At 67.1% G+C, this 14,834-nt stretch carries 13 protein-coding genes; 8 read left to right on the forward strand and 5 right to left on the reverse strand.

Annotation, left to right across the window (positions count from 1 at the left end; translation table 11 throughout):
- Nucleotide 1 precedes the first annotated feature (1 nt).
- The 4 genes from ACV229_RS24080 to ACV229_RS24095 all read right to left on the reverse strand — a co-directional run bounded on the left by ACV229_RS24080 (nucleotide 2) and on the right by ACV229_RS24095 (nucleotide 3,880).
- On the reverse strand, nucleotides 2-1,153 hold the full coding sequence (locus ACV229_RS24080; protein ID WP_448085597.1) for a DegT/DnrJ/EryC1/StrS family aminotransferase: 1,152 nt from the start codon (nucleotides 1,151-1,153) through the stop codon (nucleotides 2-4).
- Nucleotides 1,154-1,320: 167 nt separating this feature from the next.
- Nucleotides 1,321-1,692: an EamA family transporter gene (locus ACV229_RS24085; RefSeq protein WP_448085598.1), complete on the reverse strand. Its 372-nt coding sequence runs from the start codon at nucleotides 1,690-1,692 to the stop codon at nucleotides 1,321-1,323.
- 19 nt (nucleotides 1,693-1,711) lie between these two features.
- The gene (locus ACV229_RS24090) at nucleotides 1,712-3,394 is read right to left on the reverse strand and encodes a phospholipid carrier-dependent glycosyltransferase (RefSeq protein WP_448085599.1); all 1,683 of its coding nucleotides are present in this window, start codon (nucleotides 3,392-3,394) and stop codon (nucleotides 1,712-1,714) included.
- Nucleotides 3,395-3,505: 111 nt separating this feature from the next.
- Nucleotides 3,506-3,880 (reverse strand): Mth938-like domain-containing protein, encoded by a 375-nt coding sequence (locus ACV229_RS24095; protein WP_448085600.1) that lies wholly within the window; start codon nucleotides 3,878-3,880, stop codon nucleotides 3,506-3,508.
- Nucleotides 3,881-4,220: 340 nt separating this feature from the next.
- On the opposite strand from ACV229_RS24095, the gene ACV229_RS24100 reads away from it, so the two are divergent.
- From ACV229_RS24100 to moaE, 6 genes are all read left to right on the forward strand, one after another.
- Nucleotides 4,221-5,459, forward strand: a complete 1,239-nt coding sequence (locus ACV229_RS24100) for a pyridoxal phosphate-dependent aminotransferase (RefSeq protein ID WP_448085601.1) — start codon at nucleotides 4,221-4,223, stop codon at nucleotides 5,457-5,459.
- A 55-nt stretch (nucleotides 5,460-5,514) separates the two neighbouring features.
- Nucleotides 5,515-6,843: a homoserine dehydrogenase gene (locus ACV229_RS24105; protein WP_448085602.1), complete on the forward strand. Its 1,329-nt coding sequence runs from the start codon at nucleotides 5,515-5,517 to the stop codon at nucleotides 6,841-6,843.
- A 14-nt stretch (nucleotides 6,844-6,857) separates the two neighbouring features.
- The gene (gene thrC / locus ACV229_RS24110) at nucleotides 6,858-8,309 is read left to right on the forward strand and encodes a threonine synthase (RefSeq protein ID WP_448085603.1); all 1,452 of its coding nucleotides are present in this window, start codon (nucleotides 6,858-6,860) and stop codon (nucleotides 8,307-8,309) included.
- A gap of 352 nt (nucleotides 8,310-8,661) precedes the next feature.
- Entirely contained in the window at nucleotides 8,662-9,909 is a 1,248-nt protein-coding gene (locus ACV229_RS24115; protein WP_448085604.1) for a molybdopterin molybdotransferase MoeA, read from the forward strand.
- A 17-nt stretch (nucleotides 9,910-9,926) separates the two neighbouring features.
- Nucleotides 9,927-10,184 carry a molybdopterin converting factor subunit 1 gene (gene moaD, locus ACV229_RS24120; protein WP_448085605.1) on the forward strand — a complete coding sequence of 86 codons (258 nt, stop codon included), beginning with the start codon at nucleotides 9,927-9,929 and terminating at the stop codon, nucleotides 10,182-10,184.
- A gap of 21 nt (nucleotides 10,185-10,205) precedes the next feature.
- Nucleotides 10,206-10,682 (forward strand): molybdopterin synthase catalytic subunit MoaE, encoded by a 477-nt coding sequence (moaE, locus tag ACV229_RS24125; protein ID WP_448085606.1) that lies wholly within the window; start codon nucleotides 10,206-10,208, stop codon nucleotides 10,680-10,682.
- 57 nt (nucleotides 10,683-10,739) lie between these two features.
- On the opposite strand, the gene ACV229_RS24130 is transcribed toward moaE, so the two are convergent.
- The gene (locus tag ACV229_RS24130; protein ID WP_448085607.1) at nucleotides 10,740-11,288 is read right to left on the reverse strand and encodes a group III truncated hemoglobin; all 549 of its coding nucleotides are present in this window, start codon (nucleotides 11,286-11,288) and stop codon (nucleotides 10,740-10,742) included.
- Nucleotides 11,289-11,543: 255 nt separating this feature from the next.
- Here ACV229_RS24130 and ACV229_RS24135 point away from each other — a divergent pair, with 255 nt between their 5' ends.
- Both ACV229_RS24135 and clpB read left to right on the forward strand, forming a co-directional pair.
- On the forward strand, nucleotides 11,544-12,038 hold the full coding sequence (locus tag ACV229_RS24135; RefSeq protein ID WP_448085608.1) for an Rrf2 family transcriptional regulator: 495 nt from the start codon (nucleotides 11,544-11,546) through the stop codon (nucleotides 12,036-12,038).
- Nucleotides 12,039-12,179: 141 nt separating this feature from the next.
- Nucleotides 12,180-14,777 carry an ATP-dependent chaperone ClpB gene (clpB, locus tag ACV229_RS24140; protein WP_448085609.1) on the forward strand — a complete coding sequence of 866 codons (2,598 nt, stop codon included), beginning with the start codon at nucleotides 12,180-12,182 and terminating at the stop codon, nucleotides 14,775-14,777.
- Nucleotides 14,778-14,834: the final 57 nt, after the last annotated feature.

Raw genomic sequence — 14,834 nt, forward strand, 5'->3', positions numbered from 1 at the left:
CTTACTTTCCGTATTGTTCGCAAATCTGGTTGGTGGCGTCGACGACGCGACGCACGTCGTCTTCCGTCATCTGCGTGAAGAGCGGCAGCGTGACGGTCGACGCGCCGTACCGTTCGGCGTGGGGGAACATGCCCTCCTTGAAGCCGCGCGCGCGGTACAGCGTGAAAAGATGGATGGCCGGGTAGTGGATCCCGGTGCCGATGCCACGCTCCTTCATCTGCGCCATGAACTCGGCGCGGGTGATCGTCAGCCGGTCGAGCGGCAGCGTGACGAGGAACATGTGCCAGTTGCCGTGCTCGAATTCGGCGAGCGGCAGGCCGAGGCCGAGCTTCGCGGCCGTGCCGCCTTCGAAGGCGGCGAAATACGCGCGGGCGAGCGCATGGCGCTGCGCGGTGAAGCGCTCGAGGTGCGGCAGCTGGCCGAGGCCGACGCGCGCGGCGACGTCGGTCAGGTTGTACTTGCCGCCGAGCACGTCGCAGTCCATCCCGTCGAAGCCGGTGCGGGTGATGCCCTGCAGCCGGTACTTCTGCGCGAGGATCGCCTCGTCCTCGTTGTTGAGCACGAGCGCGCCGCCTTCGATTGTCGTGAGGTTCTTGTTCGCATGGAAGCTGAACGACACGATGTCGCCGATCGCGCCGATGCGCCGGCCCTTCCACGTCGAGCCGAGCGCCTGCGCGGCATCCTCGATCACGCGCAGGTTGTGTGCGCGCGCGATCGCGTACAGGCGGTCCATGTCGACCGGCAGGCCGGCGAGGTAGACCGGAATGATCGCCTTCGTGCGCGGCGTGATCGCCTTCTCGAGCAGGTCGAGGTCGATGTTGCGCGTGACGGGATCGATGTCGGCGAACACGGGTGTCGCGCCGGTCTCGAGAATCACGTTGCTCGTCGACACCCACGACGCGGGCGACGTGATCACTTCGTCGCCGGGGCCGACGCCGGCGATCCGCAGGCCGATCTCGAGCGTGCAGGTGCCCGAATTGAACGCGCGCACCGGGCGCCCGCCGCAGTATTCGGACAGCGCGGCCTCGAACCGCTGGTTCTGCGGGCCGGTGGTGATCCAGCCCGAACGCAGCACCTCGACGACGCCCTGGATGGTTTCCTCGTCGATTTCGGGACGGGTGAACGGCAGGAACGGAACGGCAGTCTGGTTCATGGACGCTTGACTCGTAATGGCGTGTAATAAAAGGGACGGGCGGTTCGCCCGAAACCGGCATTAAACACCGGTTGACCGATTCGTACCGTGATTTTTTGTAGGCGGATGCTTAATCGACCAATGCGCGACCGATGCGCGACCGATGCGCGGTGCGTGCGCGGCGGCGCTCAGCTGCGCGCGAGCACGAACACCCCGATCAGGATGATGCCGATGCCGACGAGGCGCTGGACGGACAGCACCTCGCCGAACAGGTACCACGCGGCAAACGCGTTGACGACGTAGCCGAGCGACAGCATCGGGTACGCGATCGACACGTCGACCCGCGACAGTCCGACGATCCAGACGACGACGCTGAGTACGTAGCACCCGAGCCCGCCGATGATCGGGAGCTGGGTGGCGATCTTCAGGCCGACCGGCACAATGTTCGCACGGGTGAATTCGAAGTGTCCAACGGCGTTGACGCCGGCCTTGAGCAGCAGTTGCGCGCAGGCGTTCAGCATGACGCCGGTGATGATGCAGACGAGCGAGATCGGGTTCAAGTGGGACGTCCTTGCTTGCTTACGATTGCGGCTTTTCGACGATCACGCGGCGGTTGTCGCGCGCGATCACCTTCATCGGCACGCCTTGCTTGACGAGCGCGTCGTACTGGCCGGGCGGCATGATCGCGAGCGCGTGGGTCTCCTGCTTCCAGCGTGCGATCCATTCGTCGACCGTCGGGATCCATTTGTTCGGCTCGACCGAGATCCCGAACGCGAGCTCGTCCTGGCGGTGGACCATGATCGTCGTGTGTCCCATGTAGAACGGGAACGTATGGTCTAGCATCTCGACCGAGTAGAACGGCGTGTCTGCCGGCAGCTTCGCGAGCTCGGCGCGCACGGCCGGCGCAAGCAGCGCGCCCGAGCTGTAGCGGCCGAATTCGTCGTGGCCGGTGCCGCCGATCGTGCCGAACGCGAGCCAGGCCGCGCCGAACGCGGTCATCGCGGCCGTGACGCCGGCACGCGCGTGGCGGTTGAGCCACGCGGCGGCGAGCGTCAGCGCGGCCGCGACCGCGAGGCCCGCGTACAGCCAGAGCTGGAACGCGCGGTACAGCGCGTTCGGCGTGCGGGCGTCGCCCTGGTACGCGAGGAAGATGATGCCGAACGCCGCGACGACGACGAACACGAGGTAGCCGAGCAGGTGGCGGCGGAACCGGTCGGCCGACACGAGCGGCAGGTACGCGCCGATCACGAGCGCGAGCGCCGGCGCGACCGGCAGCACGTACGAGATCAGCTTCGAGTGCGACGCGCTGAAGAACAGGAAGATGAACGCGCTCCAGATCAGCAGCACGAGCATCGGCGCGAAGCCGTTCGGCTGGCGCGGCATCCGCAGCGCATGGCGGAGGCTCTGCCACGTGACCGACAGCCACGGCAGGAAGCCGACCAGCAGCACCGGCACGAAGTAGTAGAACGGTCCCGGGCGGTTCTGTTCCGGGGTCAGATAGCGGCGGAACTGCTGGACGATGAAGAAGAAATTGAAGAATTCCGGATTGCGCTGCTGCACGAGCACGAACCACGGCGTGACGATCGCGAAGAAGATCACGAGCCCGCTGACGATGTACAGGCGCTTCCACAGCGCCCAGTCGCGCGCGATCAGCGTGTAGAGCACCAGCACGGCGCCCGGCAGGATCAGGCCGACGAGGCCCTTCGACAGCACCGCGAACGCCATCCCCCCCCAGCAGACCCACATCCAGCCGCGCACCGCGGCGGGGCGCAGCCCGGGCCGCTGCGCGAGCAGCAGCGCGCACAGCGTGAGCGTCATCCAGAACGCGAGGCCCATGTCGAGCGCGTTGAAGTGGCCCATCAGGTTCCAGTACGGCGAGCACGCGAGCACGACGGCCGCGAGGAAGCCCGACAGCGGGTTGAACAGGCGCGCGCCGGTGAAGGCGACGAGCAGCACGCCGGCGAAGGCCGCGACCGCGGTATAGAGGCGCGCCTGCCAGTCGCCGATGCCGAACCACGCGAACGTCAGCGCGTTGAGCCAGGTCTGCAGCGGCGGCTTCTCGAAGTACTTGTAGCCGTTGTAGCGGGGCGTGATCCAGTCGCCGGTGACGAACATCTCGCGCGCCATTTCGGCGTAGCGGCCTTCGTCGCTGGGAATCAGGTGGCGCAGGCCGAGCGGCGCGAACCAGATGACGGCGAGCGCGAGGATCAGCAGGACGAGCGCGGTACGGTTGAGCGGTAGCCTCGACGGCGTATCGTTCATGGAATTGAGCCTGTTGGTTGTTGTGATGTGCCGCCGGCGGCTTACGACGGGGCATGCGCCGGACCGGGGATCGGACCCGGTTCGCCGGCGAGAGTTTTACCGCATCGGGGATTAACGTTCAATTAAGAGCGCGGCGGCGACTTTGCGGCCTTCGGCCATCAGGATGTTGTACGTGCGGCAGGCGGCCTGGAAGTCCATCGTCTCGACGCCGATCCGCTTCGCGGTGAGCGCCGCGACGAGGCGCGGGTGCGGAAAGCGCAGCCGCGTGCCGCTGCCGAAGATCACGACCTCGGGCGCCGGGTCGAGCAGCATCGCGAAATGCTCGGGCGCGAGCGCGTCGAACGACGACACGGGCCACGCCTGGACCGGCGCGCCGGGCAGCACGATGACGCTCTGTTCGTGACGCTGGAGATTGACATCGACGTAATCGGGGCCGTAGCCGGTGACGGTGTTGAGCGCGCCGCTCGAGTCCTGGTGCAGTTTCAAATCAGTATGTCCGCGGTTCCGAAAGGGAAATTCGATGGGGTGCCCAAGTGGGGCCGTCCAGGCGGGCCGCGCGGGCCCGGGCGGCCGGTTTCGCATGCCGGGCGCCCGGCGCGCCCGACGGCGCGGGCCCGGCACGGCATTGTGCATTGCGAAAGTCGGCCAAAATCCGCTAAATTATAACTTTTTGGCCGCCCCCCGGCGGCGTTCGCGTCGTGCGTCGCCACAAGCCGCGCCCGGCCGCCGCAATCGTCCAGCCTAGACAGCGCGCACAGACCGGCCGCTCTCCAGTTTCGATTCCCGTCTCCCAGGCCGCCAGGCATTATTCAGGAACCGTGTCGTCGTGAAACCGATCCAGAAATCGAACAAGCTGCTCAACGTCTGCTACGACATCCGTGGCCCGGTGCTCGAGCACGCGAAGCGCCTCGAGGAAGAAGGCCACCGCATCATCAAGCTGAACATCGGCAACCTCGCGCCGTTCGGGTTCGACGCGCCGGACGAGATCATCCAGGACATGATCCGCAACCTGCCGACGTCGTCCGGCTATTCGGATTCGAAGGGCGTGTTCTCCGCGCGCAAGGCGGTGATGCACTACACGCAGCAAAAGGGCGTCGCGGGCGTCGGCCTCGACGACATCTACATCGGCAACGGCGCGTCCGAGCTGATCGTGATGGCGACCCAGGCGCTGCTGAACGACGGCGACGAGGTGCTGCTGCCGGCGCCCGACTACCCGCTGTGGACGGCCGCCGTGAGCCTGTCGGGCGGCACGCCCGTGCACTACATCTGCGACGAGCAGAACGCGTGGATGCCCGACCCCGACGACATCCGCCGCAAGATCACGCCGAACACGAAGGCGATCGTCGTGATCAACCCGAACAACCCGACGGGCGCGCTTTATTCGGATGAATTGCTGCTCGAGCTGCTCGAGATCGCGCGCGAGCACGGGCTGATCGTGTTCGCCGACGAGGTCTACGACAAGATCGTCTACGACGGCCTCGAGCACACGGCGATGGGCGCGCTGTCGGAGGATGTGATCACCGTCACGTTCAACAGCCTGTCGAAGAGCTACCGCTCGTGCGGCTACCGCGCGGGCTGGATGGCCGTGTCGGGCCTCGGCGGCGACAACCGCCGGCGCGCAAAGGACTACCTCGAGGGGCTCGGCATCCTGTCGTCGATGCGCCTGTGCGCGAACGTACCGGGGCAGTTCGCGATCCAGACCGCGCTCGGCGGCTACCAGAGCATCAACGAGCTGATCGTGCCGTCGGGGCGCCTCTACAAGCAGCGCGAGCTCGCGTACGAGATGCTCACGTCGATCCCGGGCGTGACCTGCGTGAAGCCGCAGGCCGCGCTCTACATGTTTCCGCGGCTCGATCCGAAGCTCTATCCGATCCAGAACGACCAGCAGTTCATTCTCGAGCTGCTGCTCGAGGAACGCGTGCTGCTCGTGCAGGGCACGGGCTTTAACTGGCCGACGCCGGACCATTTCCGCGTCGTGTTCCTGCCGAACCATGACGACCTGACCGATTCGATCAACCGGATCGCGCGCTTCCTCGACGGCTATCGCAAGCGCCATTCGGTCTGACACGGGGCGGGACACGCCGGACACATTCACCATTCACTCATCGATTACACGCAGCATGGAACCGATCAAAGTTGGCCTGTTGGGCTTCGGCACGGTAGGCAGCGGCACCTTCACGGTGCTGCGCCGCAATCAGGAAGAAATCAAACGGCGCGCGGGGCGCGGCATCGAGGTCACGCGCATTGCGGTGCGCAACCCGGCGAAGGCGCAGGCCGCGCTCGGCGGCGACGCCGGCACCGCGCAGATCACCGACGATTTCAATGCGGTCGTCGACGATCCGTCGATCGCAATCGTCGCCGAGATGATCGGCGGCACGGGCATCGCGCGCGAGCTCGTGCTGCGCGCAATCGCGAACGGCAAGCATGTCGTGACCGCCAACAAGGCGCTGCTCGCGGTGCACGGCACCGAGATCTTCGAGGCCGCGCGCGAGAAGGGCGTGATGGTCGCGTTCGAGGCGGCCGTCGCGGGCGGCATCCCGATCATCAAGGCGCTGCGCGAAGGCCTGACCGCAAATCGCATCCAGTACATCGCCGGCATCATCAACGGCACGACCAACTACATCCTGTCCGAAATGCGCGACCGCGGCCTCGACTTCGCGACCGCGCTGAAGGCCGCGCAGGAACTCGGCTACGCGGAAGCCGATCCGACCTTCGACATCGAGGGCGTCGACGCCGCGCACAAGGCGACGATCATGAGCGCGATCGCGTTCGGCGTGCCCGTGCAGTTCGACCGCGCGTACGTCGAGGGCATCAGCAAGCTCGACGCGACCGACATCCGCTATGCGGAAGAACTCGGTTACCGGATCAAGCTGCTCGGCATCACGCGCCGCGCCGAAAGCGGCATCGAGCTGCGCGTGCATCCGACGCTGATCCCCGAGAAGCGCCTGCTCGCGAACGTCGAGGGCGCGATGAACGCGGTCGTCGTGCACGGCGACGCGGTCGGCACGACGCTGTACTACGGCAAGGGCGCGGGCGCAGAGCCGACCGCGTCGGCGGTCGTCGCCGATCTCGTCGACGTCACGCGCCTGCATACGGCGGACCCCGAGCATCGCGTGCCGCATCTCGCGTTCCAGCCGGACAGCCTGTCGAACACGCCGATCCTGCCGATCGAAGAGGTCACGAGCGGCTACTACCTGCGCCTGCGCGTTGCCGACCAGACGGGCGTGCTCGCGGACATCACGCGCATCCTCGCCGATTCGGGCATCTCGATCGACGCGCTGCTGCAGAAGGAATCGGAGCAGGTCGACGACGCGAACGGCGAAACCGACATCATCCTGATCACGCACGTGACGCTCGAGAAGAACGTCAATGCGGCGATCGCGCGGATCGAAGGGCTCGCGACGGTCGTGTCGAAGGTGACGAAGCTGCGCATGGAAGCGCTGAACTGAGGATCGAGGACGACATGAACTACATCTCCACGCGCGGCGCCGGCATCGGCGAGCGCCACACGTTCTCCGACATCCTGCTCGGCGGCCTCGCGAAGGACGGCGGGCTCTACCTGCCGACCGAGTATCCGCAAGTGTCCGCGGACGAGCTCGCCCGCTGGCGTACGCTGTCGTACGCGGATCTCGCGTTCGAGATCCTGTCGAAATTCAGCGACGACATCCCGGCCGACGACCTGCGCGCGATCACGCGCCGCACGTACACCGCCGACGTCTACCGCAATACGCGCCATGGCGAAAACGCGGCCGACATCACGCCGCTGAAGACGCTCGGCACCGAGAACGGCGCGCCGATCTCGCTGCTCGAGCTGTCGAACGGTCCGACGCTCGCGTTCAAGGACATGGCGATGCAGCTGCTCGGCAACCTGTTCGAGTACACGCTCGCGAAGCAAGGCAAAGCGCTGAACATCCTCGGTGCGACGTCGGGCGACACGGGCAGCGCGGCCGAGTACGCGATGCGCGGCAAGGCCGGCGTGCGCGTGTTCATGCTGTCGCCGCACAAGAAGATGAGCGCGTTCCAGACCGCGCAGATGTTCAGCCTGCAGGATCCGAACATCTTCAACCTCGCGGTCGAGGGCGTGTTCGACGACTGCCAGGACATCGTGAAGGCCGTGTCGAACGATCACGCGTTCAAGGCGAAGCACAAGATCGGCACGGTCAACTCGATCAACTGGGCACGGGTCGTCGCGCAGGTCGTCTACTACTTCAAGGGCTATTTTGCGGCCACGAAGTCCAATGACGAGCGCGTGTCGTTCACGGTGCCGTCCGGCAACTTCGGCAACGTCTGCGCGGGCCACATCGCGCGGATGATGGGCCTGCCGATCGCGAAGCTCGTTGTCGCGACCAACGAGAACGACGTGCTCGACGAATTCTTCCGCACCGGCGCGTACCGCGTGCGCAGCGCGGAGCACACTTACCACACGAGCAGCCCGAGCATGGACATCTCGAAGGCGTCGAACTTCGAGCGCTTCGTGTTCGACCTGCTCGGCCGCGATCCGGCGCGCGTGATGCAGCTGTTCCGCGACGTCGAGGAGAAGGGCGGCTTCGATCTGGCGGCGAGCGGCGATTTCGCGCGCGTCGCCGAGTTCGGCTTCGTGTCGGGTAGCAGCAGCCATGCGGACCGCATCGCGACGATCCGCGACGTGTTCGCGCGCTATGCGACGACGATCGACACGCACACGGCCGACGGCGTGAAAGTCGCGCGCGAGCATCTCGATGCGGGCGTGCCGATGGTGGTGCTCGAAACCGCGCAGCCGATCAAGTTCGGCGAGACGATCCGCGAAGCGCTCGATCGCGAGCCGGAGCGGCCGGCCGCGTTCGACGGGCTCGAGGCGCTGCCGCAGCGTTTCGAGGTCGTGAACGCCGACGCGCAGCAAGTGCAGGATTTCATCGCCGCGCATACGGGCGCGTGATGACCCGCTGCCGGGCGGTTCGCCCGGCGCGGCCTGACGGCCGGGAAGCCGATTCGTCGACGGATCGGTTTTCCGGCCGTTTCCGTTTGGCCGCACGGTAGCGGACGGGCGGTGGGGCGAGGCCGGCTGCGCGCGGCGGCCCGACGTGCCTGCTGCCGAACGCGTGAGCCGGGACGGGCCAAGCCGAGTCACGCCAGGGCGAGCCGGGCCAACCAGGCCCCGGCGCGCAACCCGCTTCACGGACGGCCGACCCGCCGTCAGATAGACATTCCCGCATGTCCGCCATATCGCACGCCGGCCCGATCGCGTCGCTACAATGGCGTATTGCTTTCCACGATTCCCGATTCCATCGATGTCGAACCCGAATCCCGCGGCGCCGCGCGCGCCGATGCTGTCGACCGCCGAGGCGCTCGCCGCGCTGCTCGACGCCGCCACGCCGCTTCCCGGCACCGAATCCGTCGCCACGCTCGACGCGCTCGGGCGCGTGCTCGCGGCCGACGTCGAGTCGCCGCTCGACGTGCCGCCGATGCATACGAGCGCGATGGACGGCTATGCGGTGCGCGTCGCCGACCTGCTGCATGGCGAGCGGCGCCTGCCCGTGTCGCAGCGCATTCCGGCCGGCCATCCGGCCGCTCCGCTCGCGGCCGGCACCGCGGCGCGCATCTTCACCGGCGCGACGGTGCCGCCCGGCGCCGATGCGGTCGTGATGCAGGAGCAGACCGAGCCGGATGGCGATGCGGTGGAAATCCTGCACACGCCGAAGTCCGGCGAGTGGATTACCGCGCAGGGCGCGGACATCCGGCGCGGCTCGGTGATCCTGCCGGCCGGCACGCGGCTCACGCCGCAGGCGCTCGGCCTCGCCGCGTCGGTTGGCTGCGCGCAGCTGTCCGTCGCGCGGCGGATCAAGGTCGCGGTGTTCTTCACCGGCGACGAGCTGACGATGCCCGGCGAGCCGCTCAAGCCCGGCGCGATCTACAACTCGAACCGCTTCACGCTGCGCGGGCTGCTCGAGCGGCTCGGCTGCCACGTGACCGACTACGGGATCGTGCCCGATTCGCTCGCCGCCACGCGCGACACGCTGCGCGAGGCCGTGCGCGACCACGACGTGATCCTCACGAGCGGCGGCGTGTCGGTCGGTGACGAGGACCACGTGAAGCCCGCGGTCGAAGCCGAAGGCCGGCTGGCGCTGTGGCAGATCGCGATGAAACCCGGCAAGCCGCTCGCGTTCGGTGCGATCCGGCGCGGCGACAGCCGGCCCGATGCGCATTTCATCGGGCTGCCCGGCAATCCGGTGTCGAGCTTCGTCACGTTCCTGCTGTTCGTCCGGCCGTTCCTGCTGCGCCTGTCCGGCGTGCGCGACGTTTCGCCGCGCGCGCTGTCGCTGCGCGCGGATTTCACGCAGGGCAAGGCCGACCGGCGCAACGAATTCCTGCGTGCGCGCATCAACGCGGCAGGCGGTCTCGACTTGTTCCCGAACCAGAGTTCGGCGGTACTGACGTCGACGGTCTGGGGCGACGGCCTGATCGACAATCCGCCGCACCACGCGATCAGCGCGGGCGAAACCGTTCGCTTCCTTCCGTTTTCCGAATTGCTGTCCTGACGCGGGGGCGAACCAGGATGAAGATTCAGCTGAAATTCTTTGCAAGCGTGCGCGAGGCGCTGGGTGTGGCCGACGAGCAGGCCGACGTGCCGGACGGAATCGCAACGGTCGGCGACGTGCGCGCATGGCTGCGCACGCGCGGCGGCGTGTGGGCCGAGACGCTCGCCGAAGGCCGCGCGCTGCGCATGGCGTGCAATCACGAGATGACCGAGGCCGGCACGCGCATCACCGACGGCTGCGAGGTCGCGTTTTTCCCGCCGGTGACAGGCGGGTAACGGACGGGTAAGGGGCGAACGATGGCAACGGTGCGAGTCCAGACCGACGACTTCGATCTGAACGCCGAGGTGGCGGCGCTGCGCGCGCGCAATCCGAAGATCGGTGCGATCGCGTGCTTCGTCGGTACGGTGCGCGACCTGAACGACGGCGACTCGGTCGCCGCGATGGAACTCGAGCACTATCCGGGGATGACGGAGAAGGCGCTCGAAAAGATCGCCGGCGACGCGTGCCGGCGGTGGCCGGGCATCGACGTCGCGATCGTGCACCGGGTCGGCAAGCTGTATCCGCTCGACCAGATCGTGCTGGTCGCGACGGTCGCCGCGCATCGCGGCGACGCGTTCGCGTCGTGCGAATTCGTGATGGACTACCTGAAGACCGAGGCGCCGTTCTGGAAGAAGGAAACGACCCCCGAAGGCGAACGCTGGGTGGACGCCCGCACCGCCGACGACGCGGCGCTCGCGCGCTGGGGCGTCGAATCGGGCAACGCGCCGCGCTGAGCGCGGGCCGGCAGTGCCGGTGCCTTCGTGCGCGCGGCGCTCAGCGCGCCGTGCCGCTCATTCGTCGGACGAACCGCGCCCGATGATCTTCGCCGGAAACGGCTCGCCGCCCGAGCGCGACGGCAGGTGCGCGGATTCGTCGCGGCGGCGCGGCGCGACGGCGTCGAGCAGCGCCTGCTGCTCGGGCGGGATCTGGTAGTCCCAGCCGAACCGGCTCAGTTGCAGGCTCTGCGCGATCCGCAGCGCCGGTTCCATGAACCGGACCGACGCCGGCGGCGTATAGCGCGCCTCCACCGTTTTCAGGAACAGCGACAGCCAGCGGCTGAAATGCGCCGGCTCGAGGCTGTCGAGCGGCTGGTGCGCCTGCTGCACGTTGCCGCGGTAGCCCTTGGTGCCGAGCACGAGGCTCGACCAGAAGCTCACCATCTTCGGCAGGTGATCGTCCCAGCGGCCGGCCAGCTTGGCGTCGAATACGGGCCCGAGCAGCGGGTCGGCGCGCACGCGGTCGTAGAACGCGTACACGAGGTCGCGGATATTGGCTTCGGTCGGTTCCGGATCGCGGGGACGGATCGGTGCAGTGTCGGGCAGGGCAGGCGTGTCGGTCATGGCAAGGAAGGGGCCGGAATCGGTCGGAATGGCGCGGCGAAGGTCGGGACGCCGGCAGGATTTTGACGCACAATAGCGTCGGCCAACCCCTCGAAAAATGTGCTGATGCCCTGCATCTTATTGCGCACTTGCCGTCCCGGCAACCGGGGGCCGCGAGCCCGATCGTGCGCGGATCCTTGCGCACGTCGCGCGCATGCCACCTGTTCACGGCGGCATGCATAATCGGGGCATGATCACTAGAGACCGTTTTCGCCAATGAGACTCACCGACTACACCGACTACTCGCTGAGAGTCATGCTGTACCTTGCCGTGCGCGGTGAAGGGCTCGCGACGATCCAGGAGATTTCGGACGCCTACGGCATTTCGAAGAACCATCTGATGAAGGTCGTGCAGCGGCTTGGCGAGCTGGGCTGGGTCGACACGGTCCGCGGCCGCAATGGCGGGCTGCGGCTGTTCCCGGAGTCGGCGCAGTTGACGGTCGGCCAGGTCGTGCGTGCGACCGAGACCGATTTCGCGCTGGTCGGCTGCTTCGCCGACGGCGAAACGTCGCGCGGGTGCGTGATCGAGCCGCAGTGCCGCCTGAAGGGCGTGCTGGCGGCGGCGCGCGACGCGTTCTTCGCCGAACTCGACCGCCACACGCTCGGCGAGCTCGCGCAGCCCGCATCGCCGCTCGCGGCGCTGCTCGGCGTCAAGCCGATCGCACTCGTGCGCGCCGCGCCGTCCGCCGAACCGTCACCGCTCGCCGGCTGACGCATCGCCGCGCGACGCTGCGCGCGGCAGCCCCTTTCCGTTGCGATTCCTGCGCATTTTTGCGCTGAATCAACCTCGATCCGCTTGAAAGCCGCATAACCATCCTCACCTTGGTGTTAATCGAAAATTGGAGGTCTCTGAATGAGAATCGACAAGCTCACCACCAAGTTCCAGGAAGCACTGGCGGACGCGCAGAGTCTTGCGGCGGGCCGCGACAATCAATACATCGAACCCGTTCACGTGCTGTCGGCGCTGATCGCGCAGCAGGACGGCTCCGCGCGCTCGCTGCTGTCGCGCGCGGGTGTGCACGTGCAGGCGCTGCAGGGCGCGCTGAACGAAGCCATCTCGCGCCTGCCGCAAGTGACGGGCACGGGCGGCGACATCCAGATCGGCCGCGAGCTCGCCGGCGTGCTGAACCAGGCGGACAAGGAAGCGCAGAAGCTGAACGACACGTTCATCGCGAGCGAGATGTTCCTGCTCGCGGTCGCCGACGACAAGGGCGACGCGGGCAAGCTCGCGCGCCAGCACGGCCTCACGCGCAAGGCGCTCGAAACCGCGATCGCCGCGGTGCGCGGCGGCTCGCAGGTGCATAGCCAGGACGCCGAAAGCCAGCGTGAAGCGCTGAAGAAATACACGGTCGACCTGACCGAGCGCGCCCGCGCGGGCAAGCTCGACCCGGTGATCGGCCGCGACGACGAAATCCGCCGCTCGATCCAGATCCTGCAGCGCCGCACGAAGAACAACCCGGTGCTGATTGGCGAGCCGGGCGTCGGCAAGACCGCGATCGTCGAAGGACTCGCACAGCGGATCGTCAACGGCGAAGTGCCCGAGACGCTGAAGGGCAAGCGCGTGCTGTCGCTCGACATGGCGGCGCTGCTCGCCGGTGCGAAGTATCGCGGCGAGTTCGAGGAGCGCCTGAAGGCGGTGCTCAACGACATCGCGAAGGACGAAGGGCAGACGATCGTCTTCATCGACGAAATCCACACGATGGTCGGCGCGGGCAAGGCCGAAGGCGCGATGGATGCGGGCAACATGCTGAAGCCGGCGCTGTCGCGCGGCGAGCTGCACTGCATCGGCGCGACGACGCTCGACGAATACCGCAAGTACATCGAGAAGGATGCCGCGCTCGAGCGCCGCTTCCAGAAGGTGCTCGTCGACGAGCCGAGCGTCGAGGCGACGATCGCGATCCTGCGCGGGCTGCAGGAGAAGTACGAGCTGCACCACGGCGTCGAGATCACCGACCCGGCGATCGTTGCCGCGGCCGAGCTGTCGCACCGCTACATCACCGACCGCTTCCTGCCGGACAAGGCGATCGACCTGATCGACGAGGCGGCTTCGAAGATCAAGATGGAAATCGATTCGAAGCCCGAAGAGATGGACAAGCTCGACCGCCGGCTGATCCAGCTGAAGATCGAGCGCGAGGCCGTGAAGAAGGAGCAGGACGAGGCGTCGCAGAAGCGGCTTGCGCTGATCGAGGAAGAAATCGAGCGGCTGTCGCGCGAGTATGCGGATCTCGAGGAGATCTGGAAGGCCGAGAAGGCCGCCGTGCTCGGCAGCGCGCAGCTGAAGGAAGAGATCGAGAAGGTGCGCGCGGACATCGCGCGGCTGCAGCGCGAAGGCAAGCTCGAGAAGGTCGCGGAACTGCAGTATGGCAAGCTGCCGCAGCTCGACGCGCAGTTGAAGCAGGTCACGCAGGCGGAAGAGAAGGAGCAGCACAACCCGACGCGTCCGCGGCTGCTGCGCACGCAGGTCGGTGCGGAAGAAATCGCGGAAGTCGTGTCGCGCGCGACCGGCATCCCGGTGTCGCGGATGATGCAGGGTGAACGTGAAAAGCTGCTGCACATCGAGGAGAAGCTGCACGAGCGCGTGGTCGGCCAGAACGAGGCGATCGACGCGGTCGCCGATGCGATCCGCCGTTCGCGCGCGGGTCTCGCCGATCCGAACCGGCCGTACGGCTCGTTCCTGTTCCTCGGCCCGACGGGCGTCGGCAAGACCGAACTGTGCAAGGCGCTCGCGGCGTTTTTGTTCGACTCGGAAGAGCACCTGATCCGCATCGACATGAGCGAGTTCATGGAGAAGCACAGCGTCGCGCGGCTGATCGGCGCGCCGCCGGGCTATGTCGGCTACGAGGAGGGCGGCTACCTGACGGAAGCCGTGCGCCGCAAGCCGTACAGCGTGATCCTGCTCGACGAGATCGAGAAGGCGCACCCGGACGTGTTCAACGTGCTGCTGCAGGTGCTCGACGACGGCCGGATGACGGACGGGCAGGGGCGCACGGTCGACTTCAAGAACACGGTGATCGTGATGACGTCGAACCTCGGCTCGCAGGTGATCCAGGCGATGTCGGGTTCGCCGCAGGACGAGATCAAGGACGCGGTGTGGCTCGAGGTGAAGCAGCATTTCCGCCCCGAGTTCCTGAACCGGATCGACGACGTCGTCGTGTTCCATGCGCTCGACCGCAGCAACATCCAGTCGATCGCGAAGATCCAGCTCGCGCGCCTGCATGACCGGCTCGCGAAGCTCGACATGGCGCTCGACGTGTCGGACGCGGCGCTCGAGCAGATCGGCCAGGTCGGTTACGATCCTCTGTTCGGCGCACGGCCGCTCAAGCGTGCGATCCAGCAGGAGATCGAGAACCCGGTCGCGAAGCTCATCCTCGCGGGCCGCTTCGGTCCGAAGGATGTGATTCCGGTCGACATCCAGGACGGCAAGTTCGTGTTCGACCGCGTCGTCCACTGAGCGCGCACGGCGCTCCGGTGATCGCCGCTCCAAACGAAAACACCCCGCCGATGGCGG

The organism is Burkholderia sp. MR1-5-21 (assembly GCF_053427715.1).

Coding starts and splice junctions, on each gene's coding strand:
- ACV229_RS24130 (WP_448085607.1), bottom strand. CDS start 11,288: ATGACCGACACGCCTGCCCTGCCCGACACTGCACCGATCCGTCCCCGC.
- ACV229_RS24090 (WP_448085599.1), bottom strand. CDS start 3,394: ATGAACGATACGCCGTCGAGGCTACCGCTCAACCGTACCGCGCTCGTC.
- ACV229_RS24135 (WP_448085608.1), top strand. CDS start 11,544: ATGAGACTCACCGACTACACCGACTACTCGCTGAGAGTCATGCTGTAC.
- thrC (WP_448085603.1), top strand. CDS start 6,858: ATGAACTACATCTCCACGCGCGGCGCCGGCATCGGCGAGCGCCACACG.
- ACV229_RS24080 (WP_448085597.1), bottom strand. CDS start 1,153: ATGAACCAGACTGCCGTTCCGTTCCTGCCGTTCACCCGTCCCGAAATC.
- clpB (WP_448085609.1), top strand. CDS start 12,180: ATGAGAATCGACAAGCTCACCACCAAGTTCCAGGAAGCACTGGCGGAC.
- moaE (WP_448085606.1), top strand. CDS start 10,206: ATGGCAACGGTGCGAGTCCAGACCGACGACTTCGATCTGAACGCCGAG.
- ACV229_RS24105 (WP_448085602.1), top strand. CDS start 5,515: ATGGAACCGATCAAAGTTGGCCTGTTGGGCTTCGGCACGGTAGGCAGC.
- moaD (WP_448085605.1), top strand. CDS start 9,927: ATGAAGATTCAGCTGAAATTCTTTGCAAGCGTGCGCGAGGCGCTGGGT.
- ACV229_RS24115 (WP_448085604.1), top strand. CDS start 8,662: ATGTCGAACCCGAATCCCGCGGCGCCGCGCGCGCCGATGCTGTCGACC.